The sequence below is a fragment of the Ectobacillus sp. JY-23 genome, from assembly GCF_023022965.1.
In the GTDB taxonomy this organism is placed as follows: Bacteria; Bacillota; Bacilli; order Bacillales; family Bacillaceae_G; genus Ectobacillus.
In genome coordinates, this window is record NZ_CP095462.1 from 2,890,377 (window position 1) to 2,909,357 (window position 18,981).

At 40.2% G+C, this 18,981-nt stretch carries 13 protein-coding genes; 9 read left to right on the plus strand and 4 right to left on the minus strand.

The genetic code is table 11. The features are described 5' to 3' along the window. The first annotated feature begins 34 nt into the window (after positions 1-34). Both MUG87_RS14725 and MUG87_RS14730 read left to right on the plus strand, forming a co-directional pair. Positions 35-1,516, plus strand: a complete 1,482-nt coding sequence (locus MUG87_RS14725) for a glycoside hydrolase family 32 protein (RefSeq protein ID WP_247083136.1) — start codon at positions 35-37, stop codon at positions 1,514-1,516. A gap of 10 nt (positions 1,517-1,526) precedes the next feature. Then, the gene (locus MUG87_RS14730; RefSeq protein ID WP_247087704.1) at positions 1,527-2,498 is read left to right on the plus strand and encodes a carbohydrate kinase family protein; all 972 of its coding nucleotides are present in this window, start codon (positions 1,527-1,529) and stop codon (positions 2,496-2,498) included. A gap of 258 nt (positions 2,499-2,756) precedes the next feature. Here the strand turns inward: MUG87_RS14730 and MUG87_RS14735 are convergent, their stop codons facing one another. After that, on the minus strand, positions 2,757-6,551 hold the full coding sequence (locus MUG87_RS14735; RefSeq protein ID WP_247083138.1) for a S8 family serine peptidase: 3,795 nt from the start codon (positions 6,549-6,551) through the stop codon (positions 2,757-2,759). Positions 6,552-6,939: 388 nt separating this feature from the next. On the opposite strand from MUG87_RS14735, the gene MUG87_RS14740 reads away from it, so the two are divergent. Both MUG87_RS14740 and MUG87_RS14745 read left to right on the plus strand, forming a co-directional pair. Beyond that, positions 6,940-7,446 carry a YehS family protein gene (locus MUG87_RS14740; RefSeq protein WP_247083140.1) on the plus strand — a complete coding sequence of 169 codons (507 nt, stop codon included), beginning with the start codon at positions 6,940-6,942 and terminating at the stop codon, positions 7,444-7,446. Between the two features lie 40 nt (positions 7,447-7,486). Further along, positions 7,487-8,194 (plus strand): M48 family metallopeptidase, encoded by a 708-nt coding sequence (locus tag MUG87_RS14745; protein WP_247083142.1) that lies wholly within the window; start codon positions 7,487-7,489, stop codon positions 8,192-8,194. A gap of 358 nt (positions 8,195-8,552) precedes the next feature. On the opposite strand, the gene MUG87_RS14750 is transcribed toward MUG87_RS14745, so the two are convergent. Together MUG87_RS14750 and MUG87_RS14755 are read right to left on the minus strand one after the other, a co-directional pair. Beyond that, entirely contained in the window at positions 8,553-9,182 is a 630-nt protein-coding gene (locus MUG87_RS14750) for a 2OG-Fe(II) oxygenase (protein ID WP_247083144.1), read from the minus strand. Positions 9,183-9,478: 296 nt separating this feature from the next. Beyond that, complete coding sequence (locus tag MUG87_RS14755; RefSeq protein WP_247083146.1) at positions 9,479-9,616, minus strand: hypothetical protein; 138 nt, start codon at positions 9,614-9,616, stop codon at positions 9,479-9,481. A gap of 65 nt (positions 9,617-9,681) precedes the next feature. On the opposite strand from MUG87_RS14755, the gene tnpB reads away from it, so the two are divergent. Next, the gene (gene tnpB / locus MUG87_RS14760; RefSeq protein ID WP_247083148.1) at positions 9,682-10,836 is read left to right on the plus strand and encodes an IS200/IS605 family element RNA-guided endonuclease TnpB; all 1,155 of its coding nucleotides are present in this window, start codon (positions 9,682-9,684) and stop codon (positions 10,834-10,836) included. Positions 10,837-10,982: 146 nt separating this feature from the next. Beyond that, the gene (locus MUG87_RS14765; RefSeq protein WP_247083150.1) at positions 10,983-11,969 is read left to right on the plus strand and encodes a Gfo/Idh/MocA family protein; all 987 of its coding nucleotides are present in this window, start codon (positions 10,983-10,985) and stop codon (positions 11,967-11,969) included. 100 nt (positions 11,970-12,069) lie between these two features. Here MUG87_RS14765 and MUG87_RS14770 read toward each other — a convergent pair whose 3' ends face one another. After that, positions 12,070-13,416, minus strand: a complete 1,347-nt coding sequence (locus tag MUG87_RS14770) for a S8 family serine peptidase (RefSeq protein WP_247083152.1) — start codon at positions 13,414-13,416, stop codon at positions 12,070-12,072. A 294-nt stretch (positions 13,417-13,710) separates the two neighbouring features. On the opposite strand from MUG87_RS14770, the gene MUG87_RS14775 reads away from it, so the two are divergent. The 3 genes from MUG87_RS14775 to abc-f all read left to right on the plus strand — a co-directional run bounded on the left by MUG87_RS14775 (position 13,711) and on the right by abc-f (position 18,881). Further along, positions 13,711-14,679 carry an NAD(P)-dependent alcohol dehydrogenase gene (locus MUG87_RS14775; RefSeq protein WP_247083155.1) on the plus strand — a complete coding sequence of 323 codons (969 nt, stop codon included), beginning with the start codon at positions 13,711-13,713 and terminating at the stop codon, positions 14,677-14,679. A 409-nt stretch (positions 14,680-15,088) separates the two neighbouring features. Then, entirely contained in the window at positions 15,089-16,276 is a 1,188-nt protein-coding gene (locus MUG87_RS14780; RefSeq protein WP_247083157.1) for a sensor domain-containing diguanylate cyclase, read from the plus strand. Between the two features lie 688 nt (positions 16,277-16,964). Further along, on the plus strand, positions 16,965-18,881 hold the full coding sequence (abc-f, locus tag MUG87_RS14785) for a ribosomal protection-like ABC-F family protein (protein WP_247083159.1): 1,917 nt from the start codon (positions 16,965-16,967) through the stop codon (positions 18,879-18,881). The last annotated feature ends 100 nt before the right edge of the window (positions 18,882-18,981 follow it).

Below are 18,981 nucleotides of genomic sequence, written 5' to 3' on the forward strand. Positions count from 1 at the left end.
CTTCTTACGTTACAAATAAGAAAGGAACGTGCATATGAATCGATATAGAGAGCCAAAGTACAGAACAATAGTAGAAGCTGGTGAAGGAGAGTTAGAGGCACTTAGAGATAAGTCGCTTCATTCTATATGGAAGCCGCGCTTTCATATTCATCCGCAATTTGGGCTGATGAACGATCCGAACGGTTTGGCGTTTTATAAAGGAGAGTATCATGTGTTTTATCAATGGTATCCGTTCGAGGCAATGCACGGTATGAAGCACTGGGCGCATGTGAAGTCGAAGGATCTTGTGAACTGGGAGCGTATGCCGGTTGCACTTGTTCCACTTGAGGATTATGAGTCACATGGTGCATATTCCGGTGCTTCTATTGAAGTGGAAGGCAAGCTGTACTTATATTACACAGGCAACTTGAAATACGGACCGATTGAGCGATCGGCTAATCAATGCTTAGCGATTATGGACGAAAGTGGTCATATCAAAAAGTACGAGCAGAACCCAGTTATAGCTGGTACACCAAAGGGCTATACCGGTCATGTTCGCGATCCGAAGGTATTTCGTAAGGACGACACATATTATATGCTTTTAGGTGCACAAAGAGAGGATCTTACTGGTGCAATTGTAGTATATGAGTCGATAGATGCGCTGCAATGGACATTTAAAGGTGAGTTAGATGTAGCAATCGACCTGCAGGGTTATATGTGGGAGTGCCCGGACTACTTTGAGCTTGATGGTAAAGATGTATTTATTTTCTCACCGCAGGGCATTGCTCCTGCTGGTCATTCGTATCATAATGTATACAATGTTGTAGTGGCGGTGGGTTCACTTGATATGAAACAGATGCGATTTGAAGTAGAATTTTATCAAGAATTGGACAAGGGCTTTGATTTTTATGCACCCCAAACGTTTGAAGATGAGAACGGCAAGCGTATGTTGTTTGCCTGGGCAGGGAGCGGAGAGGTGGCGTATCCCACAGATTCAGAAAGCTGGGCGCACTGCTTAAGCATACCGCGTGAATTAAGTATTGAAAACGGCAAGCTCCTGCAAAGACCAGCAAAGCAAATGGAGTTACTGCGCAGGCAGCATATGTCCGGCCAGGGGAAGGTGCAGGGATATGAAGCAGTTGTCAATGAAGATACATCATACGAATTTGAACTTCATTTTGAGCCTAGCGATGCAACGAAGTTTGGTGTCGAGCTGTTTGCCTCAGCGGAAGAACGTCTTGTTGTAACGTTTGATAAAGACGCACAGGTTGTTACAGTAAACCGTGAGCAATTTGAACATGCGTTTGGTGGTGAATACGGATTTGTAAGAAGTGAAGCGGTGAACCTTTCCGGCGGTGTAAAGGTACACATATTTGTCGACCGCAGCATTGCCGAAATCTTTATTAATGATGGGGAGATTGTCTTTACAACACGCGTGTTTCCTAAGGAAGACGCAAAAGGGATTAATGTATTCAGCAACGGTACAACGGCGTATACATTTACAAAACATACGATGAAAGACGGCATTTCAATATAAGGGTGATATGATGAAAAAACTGCATGCAATTGGAGAAATGTTAATCGATTTTATCCCACAAGAAAAAGGTACAGCATTAAAGGATGTGATCTCTTTCGAAAAAGCACCGGGTGGCGCGCCGGCAAATGTAGCGGCAGCCGTGGCCAAATATGGTGCACCCTCTAGGCTCATCACAAAGCTCGGAAAAGATGCATTTGGTGATTTTCTCATTGAAACAGTAGCCAATCTTGGCGTAGATACCTCACATATTTTACGTACGGATCAGGCGAACACAGGACTTGCTTTTGTCGCATTAAGTAGTGAGGGCGAAAGACAGTTCACCTTCTACCGCAATCCTTCCGCCGACTTACTTCTAGAGGCGGACGAGCTTGATGAAGAAAGCTTTGGAACAGGAGATTATTTGCACTTTTGCTCGGTTGATTTGGTGGAATCGCCAATGAAAGCTGCTCATAAACGAGCAATTGAGCTTGTAAAAGCAAAGCAAGGCATCATCAGTTTTGACCCGAACGTGCGCCTGCCGCTTTGGGAAAGCGAAGAAGCTTGTCGGGGGGCGATTTTAGAATTTTTACCGCTTGCAAACATTGTAAAGATATCCGATGAAGAGCTTACGTTTATTACAGGCATTGAAGAAGAGCCAGAAGCGTTGCGTTCTCTGTTTCGAGGTGAAGTGGAAGTGGTTGTCTACACACAAGGAGGTACGGGAGCGACGATTATTACTAAACAGTTTGAGCACTTTGGTCCGGGCTATCAGGTTCAGGTCGCCGACACGACCGGCGCGGGTGATGCTTTTATCGGTGGCTTTTTGTTTAAGCTGCTGGAGCAGAATGTAGAGACAACAAATCTGACACAGTTTGTGGAGCAGTATGCCGACGAATTGCTTGCTTTTGCGAATGCGAGTGGGGCATTGACAACAACGCAAAAAGGCGGAATTAGTGCGTTGCCAACAGTGACGGAGATTGAAGCGTTTATAAAGAAGAGATAAGCTAGTCCTCTCAAATGAGAGGGCTACTTTTGTTTGGTGGTGACCGGAATACGGAAAAAGTAGCTGATATATACAACAAACTGACCGGAATCTTATGAAAATCGGCTGGAAAAATATTCACTTTACTCAGTTGCCTTTTATTTTCGTACCACAATATATGAAAAGGGAAACTTATATCGTCTTGAAGTCATGCCTATATAAAGTAAGAAAGAGAAGCGCCTGTATTTCCGGCGCTTCTCTTTCGTTAAAGACAACCTATTATCTTAATCTGTATGCCTTTATGATGTCTTGCTTGATGCTGTTGCCTGCATCATCTTGTGCACTTGCACGAAGAGATACAGAGCCACCAGGCTGACTCGGGTTTTTAATACGAGTTACCCATTTAGATTGCTGACGCGTCAGCTTTGTTGGCTGCCATGTTTGTCCTTCATCAAAAGAAACTTCCAATGTTACATCCTCGATGTTGCCTGCTCCTTTGGCATTAGCAACGTGGGATGCAGATAGTGTCAAATCAATTACACTTCCAGCAGGAACATTGCCAGCCAAGTCCGTATCAACATCATATCGTAAGTTCAGCATAGGAATAACTTCTTTTTCCTTTGTATATTCCGACCAAAATGTCCACTCTGTATGTGTTTTAGTGGAGGTGTTCCAGCGACCTGAGTTGCGCTCTGAATCTGAAACAAGCGTATACTGTTTGCGTTCTTTCGAAATTAAACTAGAGTATGAGATTAAGGCATCACTATTTGTCTGCGCAATTAGTGTTCCTTCTTTATATAACTTAGATTGCGTGGTTTGTCCGCTGAAAAAGCCTGCATGACCTTCCTCGGAGTCCCCCCAAGCTTTTGTATTCAAATATAACATGTCTGTAATACGATATGGTGAGATGAATCCTGGACCAAATGCTGGTGCTACAACAGGTTTAAACCAATTGTTTGCTAATTTTTCACCTGCTTGATACGAAACATCCGTCTTGCCTCTCATTTCCCAATACTCACTACCTTGATCTGTGATTTGGGCTTTTTGGTACCATGTCGATCCCTCTATTGCAGATACCCATTCTTCACGCTCAAAAGGTGCTGACAGCGGGAACCATGCAAGTTTGCGATCTACGGAGCGATACGGACGGAAATCGAAACGCCATTCCGTTCCAGTTACAGGTCGATCTGAATAATATTTGCTGTCTAACCTGGTCAATTCATTTGGTTTTGGTGCATATAAAAGGGCACCTTCCCCGTTTGGAACTTCATCTGTATAAGCTTTGACCAAGTCGTATAAGTATGGTGTGTTTGCTGTTGCTTTTACATCAAGTGTTAAATGCCCAGTACGTGCAGCTTTAACTAACACAGCACCTTCAGTACCACTGATAGATGCAATTGCCAAAGGTGCTTCACCTGACGTAGTTGTATAGATTTCCGCTAACTCCTGTGGTTTATCATTAACTGTAATCAATAGTTTTGCACCAGCATTTCTTGCGGCTTGCGCTCGTTGACTAGCTGTAACCTCATCACTGCGCTCTACAATGACCATTTTTCCTTGGGCGTCTAAATTATTATAATCTGAAACTGCACCTTTTCCTGCATATACCACAGGTAATGCATAATTTCCTGTTAGATTCACGCTTCCCAGCTGTGGGAGAACGTCCAATTCTTTGTCTTGAAGTGTAATTGATAACATCGGCTTAATCATGCGCCAACGCATTGCGACTTCAAAGCTTCCATTTTCAACTTTATCAGCAGGCATGGCATACATTTTATCGGCTGTAATCGGTAGCTGCCACATATCTCCTGTACCTTTTCCGCCTGCTACACGTGTGTATTCAATCCTCATAGAAGTAGCTTCTGCTTTCTTTGGTGTTTGAACCTGAATTTCACGTGCTGCTTGTCCATCGAGGTCTAGCTTTGCATCTTGTGTGAGTTCGAATTCTGGGTCACCGACAAAAGCAACGCCCATATGATCTGTTTTCATATCTACATCCATCAATGAGGTGATAGAATAAGTACCTTTTGGTAAGCGCAGTTGTGTTGAACCGGCTACGGTCACGATTTTAGGTTCTCCGGTTTCCAGGTTGTATACAAGTGTATAGGCAATGTTAGGCGAACCGTCCCGATCCAAAGCGCGTAGGTCGAGAGTATAGCGCTCTTCTTCCTTCATCATGCCCATTGCGGTATGCGCTACTGTTTTTCCATTTTGATTCGCGGATAGTTGCCCTTGATACTTGGTGCCTAGAGCACCTTTTTGTACATCCAAAGACACTGTAATAGATGCGCTTCCTTTTGCAGGTACAGTTACTTTGTTAGCTGACAGCTTCAACATACCTTCTGGTGCTGGTTGACCTTTCGCATCTGTAAATACAGGGAGCAAATCGAGAACAATTGCAGAATCACTGTCATTTTGGTAAGTCACAGTGCGTTCAATTGGTGCTGTTTCTTCATGCGGCCAATCAAAGAATCCAAAGGATAAGGAGCCAGTAGCAGAAATATCATCAAGCGCCGCAGGAATATCAAGACGACCTGTACCAATTTGATACGGTTGTAAGCCTGGTAACTGCTTTGTCGAACTCATCAAAGCTTGTTTAATTTGTTCTCCCGTCCATTCTGGATGCTTTTGTGCGACAATGGCAGCAGCTCCTGCGACATGAGGTGTTGCCATTGAAGTTCCGTCCTTCATAGCGTAAGCACCGCTTCCTGAAGCATATTGAGAACGAGCAGCGGAAATAGCTACCCCTGGCGCTGATAAGTCTGGTTTTAGAGCAGAATCACCTAGGCGAGGACCTTGTGATGAAAATGACGCCAAGCGGTCTGTTTTTGAAACTGCGCCAATAGTCAGAGCGGCGTCTGCCGCACCAGGTGACCCGACTGACATTTCTTTTCCGTTATTGCCGGCCGCTACCACAAACAGTGTTCCTTTTTCAGCACTCAAGCGGTTTACCGCCTGTGCCATTGGATCTGTTCCGTCGCTTGCTGCTTGTGTACTAATGCTCATGTTGACGATTTTGGCTTTATCTGAGGCCCATTCCATACCATCAATAATCCATGAGCTTAGGCCACTCCCACCGTTGCTGAGCACTTTCCCCACTAAAAGACGTGCTCCTGGTGCCACACCCTTGTTTTGTCCACCTGAAGCTGCTCCGGTTCCGAGTACAGTGGAAGCGACATGGGTACCGTGAGAGTTGTAATCCTTTACATCTTCACCAGGAACGAAGCTGACAGCTTCATCTAACTGAGGAGCAATATCCGGATGACTAGCGTCAATCCCTGTATCCAGCACAGCTACAGCTGTTCCTTTTCCGTCATAGCCTAATTGCCAGGCTTGTGGTGCGCCTACTTGCGGCACACTTTTACTAAGAGTTGCTTCTACCTTTTCATCCAGCCAGATCTTTTCAATGCCTGCGTCAAGTTGAACAGATGTTGCTTGTTCTTTGAGTTCCTTTTCATCTAAATCAGGGGTAATCGCTTTCCAGAACTTAGAGACGTGCTTTTTATCTGCACTAACAGCAGCTCCGTGTATACTTTCTAGCACCTTTGTGCGTTTGGAGCCTTCAGGAGCGGCGGGTGTCATTGCAGCTGCAAAGGAACGCACCTTTGTTTCTTTGTACTCTACGATAACAGGAATGTCTGTTTGACTTGTATCATCATACTGATACTCCAGCAATTTTGTAATATTGAATAAATCATAATCTAGCTGTCCTGCCGCAATGTAAGGCATTGCTTTTTCAGGAAAAACAAAGGTTTCTTTGTCAATCGTTATAATTCGTGTCCGGTCCTCTATACCATCAGCAGGTTTTACATCAATTGTAATCTTTCCTTCTCCTACGCCTGTCACAGTTATGACATCACCTGTCAGCAAAGTAATAGTGCGGCTTTCACCATTAGCAATGGAATAAACGGGTGCTATCTGGTCAGCGTTTGTATCTTCAATATTGAGTTGTTCCTGTTGAGTGTTCGTATCTTGTACTAAAGATTGTGCCTCCGAATGGATTGTTGGAGACAGCAACATAGCAGCGGATAAAGCAATACCGACAGCCTTCGTTCTTTTTAATCTCTTTTTCATACCTTCCCCTCCTACCCTGTGTCTGTTTTTAGAGGTTACTCATATTAGCTTTTCATAGTTTCATATAGTTGCATGGAAAAGATGTAATGCTACAATCTCTAACGCTCCTTATGAAATATGCTTTTACCTTTATAGGTAACTATTCTAATTATTTATAAAAATCAGACTAATTCAATTGTTATTTATTTTTTAGAATGTGGGTTATTTTTCATCGGATTTCAACCAAATTATATTTGTTTCGACAAAGAATTAGGAAGAACAGTGTTTCTACAGGACTAAATTAGTCCAAGTCTTTTTCGGCTGAATAATGAAAGTTTCCCTTGTTTTCGAGCAAAATATGATACAGTATTAATTTAGAGCAAGTTTTATATTTCAGGAGGTTTCAGCAATGAGCATGACTAACAACGATATATTAATTCGTTTACGATATGCCTTAGATATCAAGGACAAGGATATGATAGAAATATTTAAGCTTGGGGGCGTATCTGTAACAAGAGAAGAGCTACCAAAAATTCTTACAAAGGTAAAAGATGATTATTATGATGAAATTGAGAACGATGAAGACATCATTAAGTGTAACGATAAGATGCTAGAGTCCTTTTTAAATGGTTTCATTACCTTTAAAAGAGGTAAACAAGATCTGAAGCCCGGACAACCTGCACCGCAGCCTGAAAAGGAAAGTGTGAATAATATGCTGCTAAAAAAGGTGAAGATTGCGTTGTCTCTGACGACTGAGGATATGCTGGATATATGGGACAGTGTCGGCATCACGGTGTCGAAGGGAGAGCTAGGTGCATTGCTACGCAAGAAAGGGCATAAAAACTATAAAGAGTGCGGCGATAAATTCGCGCGCAATTTCTTAAAGGGACTAGCAGTCAAATATAGAGGTGTATGATGAGAGCAGGCATCCCTGCTCTTATTTTGTGAGGTGAATCATGATACATACTTATCAAGGAGAGACCATTGATTTTACCGTACAATACAAAAAACGCAAGTCAATCGGTGTATATGTTGACGTGTTCGGTCATATTGAGGTACGTGCGCCAAAAGGAATACGACAGGAAGCAATTCTACATGTAATTGAAGAAAAGTGGGAGTGGATCAAACAAACCTCACAGGAGATGAAAAACCGGCTGGAGGGACCACAGGAAAAAACGTACGAGTATGGGGAAAAGTTTCTCTATTTAGGTCAAGCGTATCCTATTCAGATTTCTCAAGAAAGCAGTATTGAACAAGACCATGTAGTGTTTAAAAATCAAGTGCTACATATTTACGTAAAGCAGGCTGCCGAGGAGCGGATTAAGCAGGCGTTGAAACGATTTTATTATCAGCAATGTAAAGCGTTAGTGACAAAAAGTGTTCAGAATCATCAAAGACACTTTAAAACCAAACCCCGCTCTATTCGAATTTCTGATGATAAAACCACATGGGGCACATGTGATGCTAGATTACAGCTCACCTTTAACTGGCGGCTAGCAATGGCACCTCCTCGGGTCATTGATTATGTAGTTGTGCACGAAATGTGTCATATGGTTCATCTCAATCATGACCGCTCCTTTTGGCGCCTTGTTGGAAGTATTATGCCAGAATATAAAGAGATGGAAAAGTGGCTGGCATTATCAAGCTGGAAGATGACAGTATAGTTCCCTGTTAGACGTAGCATTCATGTTATTATGAATTCATCTAAAGTAGGCGAAAACCCCCACCTCTAAGCGTAGCGAAGGTGGCGGGTAGTTCACCATGTCTTATCCTGTTTCAAAACTCTTAGTTTCTATCATCAATGAAAAGGTTCCACACTATATGTATGGCAATTCAATCAAGTGGAACTTTACTAAATTTCTTTTAGATCGAAACGGTAATGTACTACATCGTTTTGAAGCAACGACAGGTATTGAAGCTTTGTTATAAGCATACATGAAGCAAAGGCAGTTACTAGGAACCTAGTAACTGCCTTTTTATTAGTCTTTGCTTGTTGTTATTTGTAACGTCTATATGCTGCTATTAGCGAAATTGCTGTCTGCGCATCCACTGTGTGGCTGCCCACTTATCACCAACGATGACCGGTGCGCCGCCATGTAAGGTTAATTCGTTTAGAGCTTGATCTTCATAGAAGTATTCAAAATAAACAGCCATTCCTTTTTGCGGAGATACTGAAAGTTTAAGGTGAGGGAAGTATGTTTCACCACCGCTTTCTACATCATTCAAATACATCACAAGTGTACTAATTCTTGGATTCTTTGCTGATGCAAAGAAATCAAAGTGCGCTTTGTATTCTTGTCCGACTTTATAATTTAGGATTTGAAGTCCTTCTCCATGCTCAACGGGAACGCCCATAATTTGCGAGATTCTTTTTTCCACTCTATGAATGACATCGCTTTCATCTTCAGGTAAAAATGTACTGCTACTAGTTCTTAAGTCGTTAACTTCACGTACAGATCCAATTTTAGAGCGCTCCATCTTGTCTTTTGACAGTTGAATCAGTTCATCACATTCTTCATCGCTTAATACATTTCCTAACACAACAACGAGCGGCTCTTCTAATTTGGCAATAATGTTAATTTCTCTATCATCGGTATATAGTTTATTTCCAACATGATTAAAAATAGTGTTTTCTTTTAACTGTGTTGTCAATGTTCATCAGCCTCTTTTTATTTTAAAATTTCAGAAAATAAAAGATGTAATTTGATAGAAAGAGCATACGAAGCTTTTATTAAGAGATATATAGCAACAACCTCCATAAGTGAAATGTAAAATGCTTGAGAACCATATATAGATAAAATTTTAAAGTATATTGTTGAATTTCGCCATAAATTTACTAGCTTTTATGCTGCTTTTTATCATTTTCCGACAGAAGACTCCCACCTCAAGGAACGTGAAGGGCGACAGGCAAGTGAGTAGGCGGGAGATGAATGTCGGTAGGCTTCAGCCTAAGCTTGTTTTTTGAGATATTCATCAATTAACTTTTCAATAATCTTACTTGCGTCTGTTCCTTCTTTGACGGCTTGGATTTTAAGTTGCTGAATAATGGTTTCGTCTAACGTAGTAGTGAATTTTTTTCTAGCCATTTAACCATTCTCCTTGTGTATATACGTGTTTACGTATATGATAACATATAAGGAGGTGATAATCAATGCTAGTAAATAAAGCTTATAAATTTCGCTTATATCCAAACAAAAAACAAGAAGTGCTAATCAATAAAACAATTGGCTGTTCTCGATTTGTATTTAATCATTTCCTTTCTAAATGGAACAATGCATACAAGGAAACAGGAAAGGGCTTAGCATATGGAATATGTTCCGCTGAACTCCCAAAGCTTAAGAAAGAATTTGTTTGGTTAAAAGAAGTTGATAGTATCGCCGTTCAATCCTCTGTAAGAAATCTTGCAGATGCGTTTGACCGCTTTTTCAAGAAGCAAAATGATGCACCCCGCTTCAAGTCTAAAAAGAACAAAGTACAGTCCTATACAACGAAGCACACGAATGGGAATATTGCCATTGTAGGAAATGAAATAAAACTTCCAAAGCTTGGTCTTGTTCGTTTTGCAAAAAGTCGTGAAGTGCATGGTCGAATCCTAAGTGCTACTGTTAGAAGGAATCCAAGTGGTAAATATTTTGTATCCATTCTAGTTGAAACAGAAGTTGAAAAGTTACCTAAAACGGATTTCACTATTGGCGTAGATTTAGGATTAAAGAGCTTTGCTATCCTCTCAAATGGCGAAGTATTTGAAAATCCTAAATTCTTCCGTTCGTTGGAAAAGAAGTTGGCTGATGCGCAACGTGTCTTGTCTAGGCGACAACAACTAGCTATGAAACGAAAATGTAAATTAGAAGAAGCAAAGAACTATCAAAAACAGAAAAAGAAAGTGGCTCGCATACATGAAAAGATAGTAAATGCCAGAACAGACTACTTGCAGAAAATCTCAACTCATATCATCAAAAACCACGATGTTGTAGGAATTGAGGACTTGCAAGTGTCTAACATGGTCAAGAACCGTAAATTGGCGAAATCAATTACTGAGGTGTCATGGTCGCAATTCAGAGAGATGCTCGAATACAAAGCAAAATGGTATGGCAAACAAGTCATTGCTGTGTCTAAAACATTTGCTTCCAGTCAGCTTTGTTCTTGTTGTGGTTATCAAAACAAAGACGTTAAGAATCTAAACCTTCGTGAATGGAATTGCCCTTCTTGTGGTACACATCACGACAGAGATATTAACGCAGGACAAAATCTTAAAAATGAAGCTATAAGACTTCTAACCGCAGGAACTGCGGGGTTAGCCTACTAAGATAACCAAAGGCTACTTTGGTGTTCGTAGGAATCCCCCACTTCAAACAGTCCGCAAGGACGTTAAGTGGTGGGTAGTTCAATATGTTTAGTCTTGTGCAAGGGCTGCATGCAAATAAGTGATGGATGAAAGGGAGAAAAAGGGATATGGTGAGATTCGGTGTAATTGGAACAAATGTAATTACAGAGAGATTTATAGAAGAGTCGAGGTACGTGGAAGATTTTATAGTAACCGCCGTTTATTCTCGAACGAGCGAACGTGCAAAAGAATTTGCGGAAAAATACGGTGTGGAAACAACCTTTACGGATTTAGAAAGCATGGCAACAAGTGAAGAAATCGATGCGATATATATTGCTAGTCCTAATTCATTTCATGCTGAACAGGCGCTCATCTTCATGAACCATGGCAAGCATGTGTTATGTGAGAAGCCGATTGCTTCCAATGCTGATGAGCTCACAAAGATGATTCAAGCGGCTAAGGATAATCAGGTATTGTTGATGGAGGCATTAAAGTCTACGTTATTACCTAATTTTCAAACCGTTCAAGAACATCTTCATAAGATTGGAACAGTGCGCAGGTATGTAGCAAGTTACTGTAAATATTCTTCTCGTTATGATGCCTACAAAAAAGGCACAATTCTTAATGCGTTCAATCCTATCTTTTCAAATGGTGCGCTGATGGATATTGGCGTGTATTGTATTTATCCGCTTGTAGTACTGTTTGGAAAGCCTTTACGGGTACAGGGGAATGGATTGCTGCTTGAATCAGGCATTGATGGGGAAGGCAGTATTTTGCTTCAATATGAAGATAAAGAGGCGGTTATCATGTATTCAAAAATAACCGATTCTCATGCCCCTTCAGAAATACAAGGAGAAAAGGGGAGCATTATTATTGATAAGATTCATACACCTGAAAAGGTAGAGATCCATTATCGAAGCGGCTCTGTCGAGGATATTACACAATATCAAGTTTGTCACACGATGTCTTACGAGACACAAGAATTTATCAATCTTATCAAAAGCGGTAAGCTAGAATCTACGACAAACTCATATGCACATTCATTAGCTGTAATGGAGATTATGGATGAAGTGCGAAAACAGGTAGGAATCGTATTTCCAAGTGATAAAAAGTAGCTAGTTTGCTAAAAAGTATGACAACAAAAAGATACATAGAAAAGGACCTGCTTTGGCAGCTATTGTAAAAACAGGTCTTTTTCTTTATACATAATGAAAGTTATTTTAGTGCATTTACCGCATTGATTGCGCCAAAGCCTGATTCGCCATCATAGCCTTGTTTGAACCAGTCATCCGCAGAGTTTTGAATAATATGCTTCACCTGAGATGGTGTTAACACGTCTTTACCATGTTTGGCTATAATGACGCCAGCAAGACCAGCTGTTTTAGGGGCAGCCATGGAAGTACCTGCGTAGAATGCGTATCCACCTGGAACAGTAGAGAGACATAGCTTATTACGATCGCGCAAAGATTTATCGCCCGTAGCTAACCAAGCTGTACCATAGTCACCACCCGGTGCGATTACGTCAATTTTACCAACACCATAGTTGGAGTAGTACGTTAAGTTTCCTTCAGCACCGCCAGCAGACACACGAATGAGTGATTGACTGCTTGGACTTCTATGTGTAGCACCCTTATCATCTCCAGAAAGCTTACCAGGGCTTGAAATATCCACACCTGCATTACCTGCAGAGCCAACAACTGTTACCCCTTTTTTAATCGCATATTGAATGGCACGATTGAAGAGGCGCACATCAGCTACGACATCCTTTGTTGCGTACTCAGGGTTTTGGAACCAATCGTATCCACCAAGAGACATATTGACAACATCCACATTATCGTCTGCAGCTGTCATTAACGCATCAGCGATATCAACTGTAGCCGCACCGCCTTCAGGACCGAATACTCGGTATGCGGCTACCTTTAGCTCAGGGCCAATTCCCAATACGCGTCCGTTACCAGCAATAGATCCGGCAACGTGTGTACCGTGTCCGTCCTCATCCATTGGGCTTGTAATACCAGGCACAAAGGATTTTCCGTACGCATAGTTATCTTTAATGTCGGGGTGCGTATAGTCGATACCCGTATCAATTACAGCTACAACAATATTCTTACCATCAGAAGGTTTGCCACTTCCACCGTCGAGTTTCCAGGACTCACCGTTCTTTGTAACCTGCTTAATATCCCATTGGTATGTATTATAAAGGTCATTTTTAGCGCTCGAAGTGAAAGTATCTTGTAGCAATTCCACGCTTGCAGGCGCTTCACGATGTACTGTATTTTCAGCCCCAGCGTTTAAAACAGAAGAGCTTTTTTGAATCTCTGACAAGAAGTTTGGATTGTCTGAGCTTACTTCGACTGCTCCTAGCTTCGGTAATGTTTTGGTAATTTTTCCTCCAGATTTTTTCACAACGTCTAAATAGTTGGAGGGCAGGCTTTCTTCAGATTTGAAAACAACAAGATAGTCCTTTTCCACTGCTTGTGCATGTCCAATCCCTAAACTTCCCATAAAAGCGGCAGTACTTAATGCGGTTGTTAAAGCGCCAGCAATTAGCTTCTTTTTCATTACGAACCCCCTATTATAAAAATTTTCTGATTATTTAAAATTATAATTTGCTGAAATAAATATCTCAATGGTGAAAAGCGTCTTTTTTTGTCGTTATTCAAGGTTTTTTTATAATAGAGTTCGACAAATATAAAATCAAAATATAAAGAATTATAAAAGTGAGGTAACAATACGGTCAGTTGTAGTTACAGCTTTCGTTTGAGAGTAATGTTAGTCTTGCGGATAGATGAAGGTGCATATGTTGTAACAGAACGAATAAGTACATGAGCACAATTATCCGGGAGGGATATGAGCATGAAAGCAATCGTCTGCAGTAAGTATGGTTCTGCTGAGATACTTAGAGTAGAAGAGATGGAAAAGCCAGTTCCTAAAGATAATCAAGTATGTATTAAAATTTATGCTGCATCATTGAATTATGGAAACGTGGCTCTTTTGAGAGGAAAGCCATTTCCGGTTCGCTTCGTCTATGGATTGCAAAAACCTAAGTACGCAATTCCAGGTGGAGATATCGCCGGCATTGTAGAAGCAGTTGGCCCCAGGGTTACACAATTTAAAATTGGTGATGAGGTGTTCGGAGATTTGTCAGGTTGCGGATGGGGCGGATTTGCAGAATATGTGTGTGCACCAGAAACGGCTGTTGTACATAAACCTATCAATATATCTTTCGAGGAAGCCGCAGCCACACCAATGGCAGCCGTAACGGCTTTACAAGCTTTGCGCGACAAAGCAAATATACGAGAAGGACAAAAAATACTGATATACGGAGCTTCGGGTGGTGTTGGAACATTCGCGGCACAAATTGCTAGAGCATTAGGGGGAGAGGTAACCGCGGTATGTAGTACGCGAAACGTAGCTATTTTGCAGTCTTTTAGCATAGAACATATTATTGACTATAAGAAAGAAGATATAAAACAGCACCTTCATAAATATGATGTCATATTAGGGGTGAATGGTTCACAGCCCCTTTCCATATATCGGCGTGCCTTACATGATCGTGGTGTTTTTGTATGTATTGGTGGCTCAGGTATGCAATTATTAAAAGTAATAACAATAGGGCCATTGCTTTCAATTGGCGGCAAAAAGAAAGTTACCAGCTTCTTACACAAACCCAGTAGGGAGGATTTAGAGGTCATAAAAGGCTTTTTAGAAGAGGGACAAATTAAGCCTGTTATTGAGAGGTGTTACCCTTTGGATAAAATTGCAGAAGCATTCACTTATTTTGAACAAGGACATGCGCAAGGAAAAATTATTATTACCGTATGAATAGGTAAAGGCAGGCCATATAACAGACACTTCATAGGTGTTATATTGCCTGCTTTTTATTATGGATAGACAGATAATGGCCAGCAAAGAATGTTTTCTGTTTTTTTGGTATTTCATATATATTTCCAAAATAATTTGGTATATTGATATAGTTTGTAGGTATAAGTGTTTATCAAATAGAAATGTTAGTGAACAAAGAAGTAAAAGAGATATAAGATTAAGATGCTGATTTTAACATGACAAGTTACTATATTTGTGTAAGCGATTTCCTAATATGAGAGGATAGGTAAAAAAGTATAATCATAATAATTAAAGCTAAAATATAGGAGAAATAAAACAACTATTAATTGAATTATTTAAATTTTTGAATTATGATTAAGTTAAAATTGGTTGATTATGGGTGGTATTTATGACAGATGTAAGAGGGGATTTGGATACGCTACAAATAGTCAGTTCCTGGATTGAAAGTTTAAGTCGACCTGAAAATATGTATGTAGTAGAACATGTAACCAAGGAAGCTGTACATGCCATTAAAAATGATGCAGTAAAAGAGACTTTAAATGTGATATCTTCTCAAGTACAAAACATAGCGGAGCAAATGGACAATATGCGTTGGCTTGTTAAGCACTATAGAATTCTGCATGAATTTGCGCAAACGTGTACAAAGACACTAAGTGAAGATGACTTGATGCAAAAAGCTTATGAAATGGTTTCACAAGTTATGCCAACAGATTCTTTTTATATTGCTTTATATAATGAAGGAGATGCATTTATTCATTTTCCTTTGTTAATGGATAATGACAAACGTTATCCTAGAGATGTTACTGAATTCGGAGAAAACTATACATCTAATGTAATACGAGCAAGAAAGATTGTCCATTTACAGGAGATAACAGAACCGGAAGAAGGAGACGCTTCATTTGGTGAGAACGAAACGAGATCAGGTATTTTCGTACCCATCATTATTAACGATGAAATAAAGGGAGTTATCTCTGCGCAAAGTTACGCTAATTATGCATATCGTAAAGAGCATGAGGAGCTGCTACAAATTATTGGTATGCAGGTGTTCAGCTCTATTGAAACAGCGAGGTTGTACAAGAAGATTTATACAATGTCTCAAACAGATGAACTAACAGGTCTCAAAAACCATCGTGCTTTTCATGAAGATCTATCACGTTATATGGAAGAACCAACAAAAGGAATTGCTATTGTTATGATTGATTCTGATAACTTAAAAAAAGTAAACGATACATATGGTCATGATATTGGCGATTTGTACCTGAAAGTATTGGCAAAAGGTATCCAAAGTATCAACTGTGATTGTATCGATGGATATAGATATGCAGGTGATGAATTTATGCTCATTATTAGGAACCACGAAAAAGAACATATCAAAGAAGCATATCAAAGGTTGAAGGTATATTATCAACAACATCCTATCGAGATAGAAATGGAAAAAGTTGAAGTATCTATTAGTGCAGGCGTGGCATACTATCCATTGCATGGTTCTAGTGTAGATCTCCTGAAAAAGTCTGCTGACACCGCTTTGTACTTAGCTAAGAAAAATGGCGGAAATCAGTTATATGTTGCCATGTAATCTAAACTCCATAACTTTACCCACCACTTATTTGTCTTATTGGACTAAGCTCTTCTCGATATGTTGAGAAGGCGTATAGCTCTTATGACTCATATAAGAAATTTATTCCAAATTCACAGATGACCTATTTACAAATAATATAAAAAATGAGACAATAAAGAAAATTCCGAAGGGAGGAAGTAAGTGTATGGAACCAACTAATTGCCAGTATTAATTTTTAAAAATTAATACGAGTTTTGTAACGAGTCGCAAAATGCCTATTTTGGTTAGGTTTATTTGTTATGCTCTTTATGGAATGACGGCAAATTAGAAGGTAACTTACTTACTAAAATCGGAATGATAATTTATAACAGGTGTATGCTTATTGAGCTATGTGCAGAAGTACTATGCTTGTTAACCGTACTTATATGCGGATAAATTATATTCATTGACCATTTTAGACCGTAGGAGGACTATCTTCTCTTACGGTCTTTTTATATGATGGCTGTGTTAAAGTCCAATGTTAATCGTTTGCACTTGTTGATGGGAGTGAAGGGGAAAGACTCTTGCGGGAAAAGCGAACACCCGTAACAAAAATCAATAACAAACTTTAACAGAGCTTGTATGAAAACTAAATAGTAATGAGGTTCTTCTTTGTCCTGTCCATAAAAAGTGTAACTTTTTATTACGGAGGAAAGAAGGGAATTATATGTTTGAATTGTTAGTGCAGGGCATTAAAAAGTATATGGATGCTACACTTGTTATTAAAGATGTGAGCTTTGAGGTATATGAGGGTGACAAGGTAGGAATTGTAGGAGCAAACGGCAGCGGTAAGAGTACGATCTTAAAATTGATTGCAGGGATTGAACCTATGCATTATTATCCGGGTTATCCACAGACGTCAAGCCCAGGCTATGATGAAGGTCTTATTCACAGACCAAGGGGAGCAACAATTGCATATTTGGAGCAATCACCGTCTTATCCAACCGGCTTAAAAGTGATTGACGTATTAAATAGGGCCTTTGAAGAGGTGCACAGTATCGAGCAGGAGATGCGCAACCTGGAAGTACAGATGCAAACCCTTGAAGGTGAGGCTTTAGAGAAGGTGCTGCACAAGTACAGTAATCTTGTACAGCAATATGAGGCAAAGGGCGGTTATGAGATAGAAGAAAAGCTAGGTAAGGTTTGTACGGGGCTTAAGTTTAGCCAGGAGTTTTTAAACAAAGATTTCGATTTATTAAGCGGAGGCGAAAAAACAACGGTAGTGCTAGGTAAGCTGCTCATTCACAATCCAGATATTTTACTGCTTGATGAGCCGACAAACCATCTGGATATGGAAGCTGTTGAGTGGCTAGAGGGCTACTTAAAGAACTATAAAGGGATAATTATCATTGTGTCTCATGATCGGTATTTTCTCGATCATGTTGTAACCAAAATTGTTGAAATCGAAGATATGGAGTCAATCTCTTATAAAGGTAATTATTCTTCCTTTGTAGCACAAAAGGAAGAAAATATGCGCATTCAATATGAGCATTTCCGCGAACAGCAAAAGAAAATCAATTCCATGGAGAAGACTGTAACGGAATTGCGCGACTGGGCGATGCGCGCTGATAATAATAAGTTCTTTAAAAGAGCGGCAAGCATTCAAAAGAAGCTCACAAAAATGGAGCGCATCGACAAACCAATTTTTGAAAGACGGAACATGAGGCTGGATGTAAAGGCAGCGCAGCGCTCTGGCAATGAAACCATTAAGGCAGAAGGGTTATCTAAAAGCTATGGCAATCGCATAATCTTTAAAAATGCTGATCTCATGGTTCGCTATGGAGAAAGAGTGGGTCTCATTGGTGCAAACGGCAGCGGAAAAACGACCTTTTTAAAAATGCTGTTTGGTGAGGCAGCACCGGACAGTGGCATTGTGCAATTAGGTGCGAATGTCATGGTAGCATATTTACCGCAGCACATTACGTTTCATGATGAAGAAATGACCGTATTAGAATGCTTTAGAGAAAATATCTCGCTGCCAGAGGGGAAAGCGCGCGAGTATTTAGCAAAGTTTATGTTTTACAAAAAGAGTGTCTTTAAAAAAGTGAAGCAGTTGTCAGGTGGAGAGCGAATTCGCTTGAAATTAGGCATGTTATTATATCAGGATGTTAATTTGCTTATCCTTGACGAACCGACAAATCATCTTGATATTCAATCTATTGAAACCCTAGAGGAAGCGCTTGAGGACTTTGACGGTACAATCTTCTTTATCTCACACGACCGCTACTTTATGAATAAAATTGGTGAGCGTATCGTAGCAATTGAGGAGTATGCGTTTAAAAGCTATATGGGTAATTACGATTATTATAAAAGTGTTAAAGCGAAGCAAGTTGAAGAACCAGTAAAAAAGAGTGTGAAGACAGCCAAGCCAAGTATTGTTGCTGATAATAAAAAAGACGAAATGGTAAAGGCAAAAGTGCTGAAAAGAATTGAAGAGCTAGAAGGGAAAATGAAAGCGTTAGATGTAGCTATGACAAGTCCAGATGTAGGATACGAGAAACTAAGCGAGTTATACGAACAAAAGGATGCATTGAGTCAGGAGCTAGAGGAAGAGATGGAAATTTGGTTACGTATGGAAGGATAAATATTATTAAAAAGACGGAAATGCAAACGATGCATTTCCGTCTTCATTTTTAGGCTACAAGCATTTGAACGATTTCCGCTTAGCTAACGCTTGAAGTGTG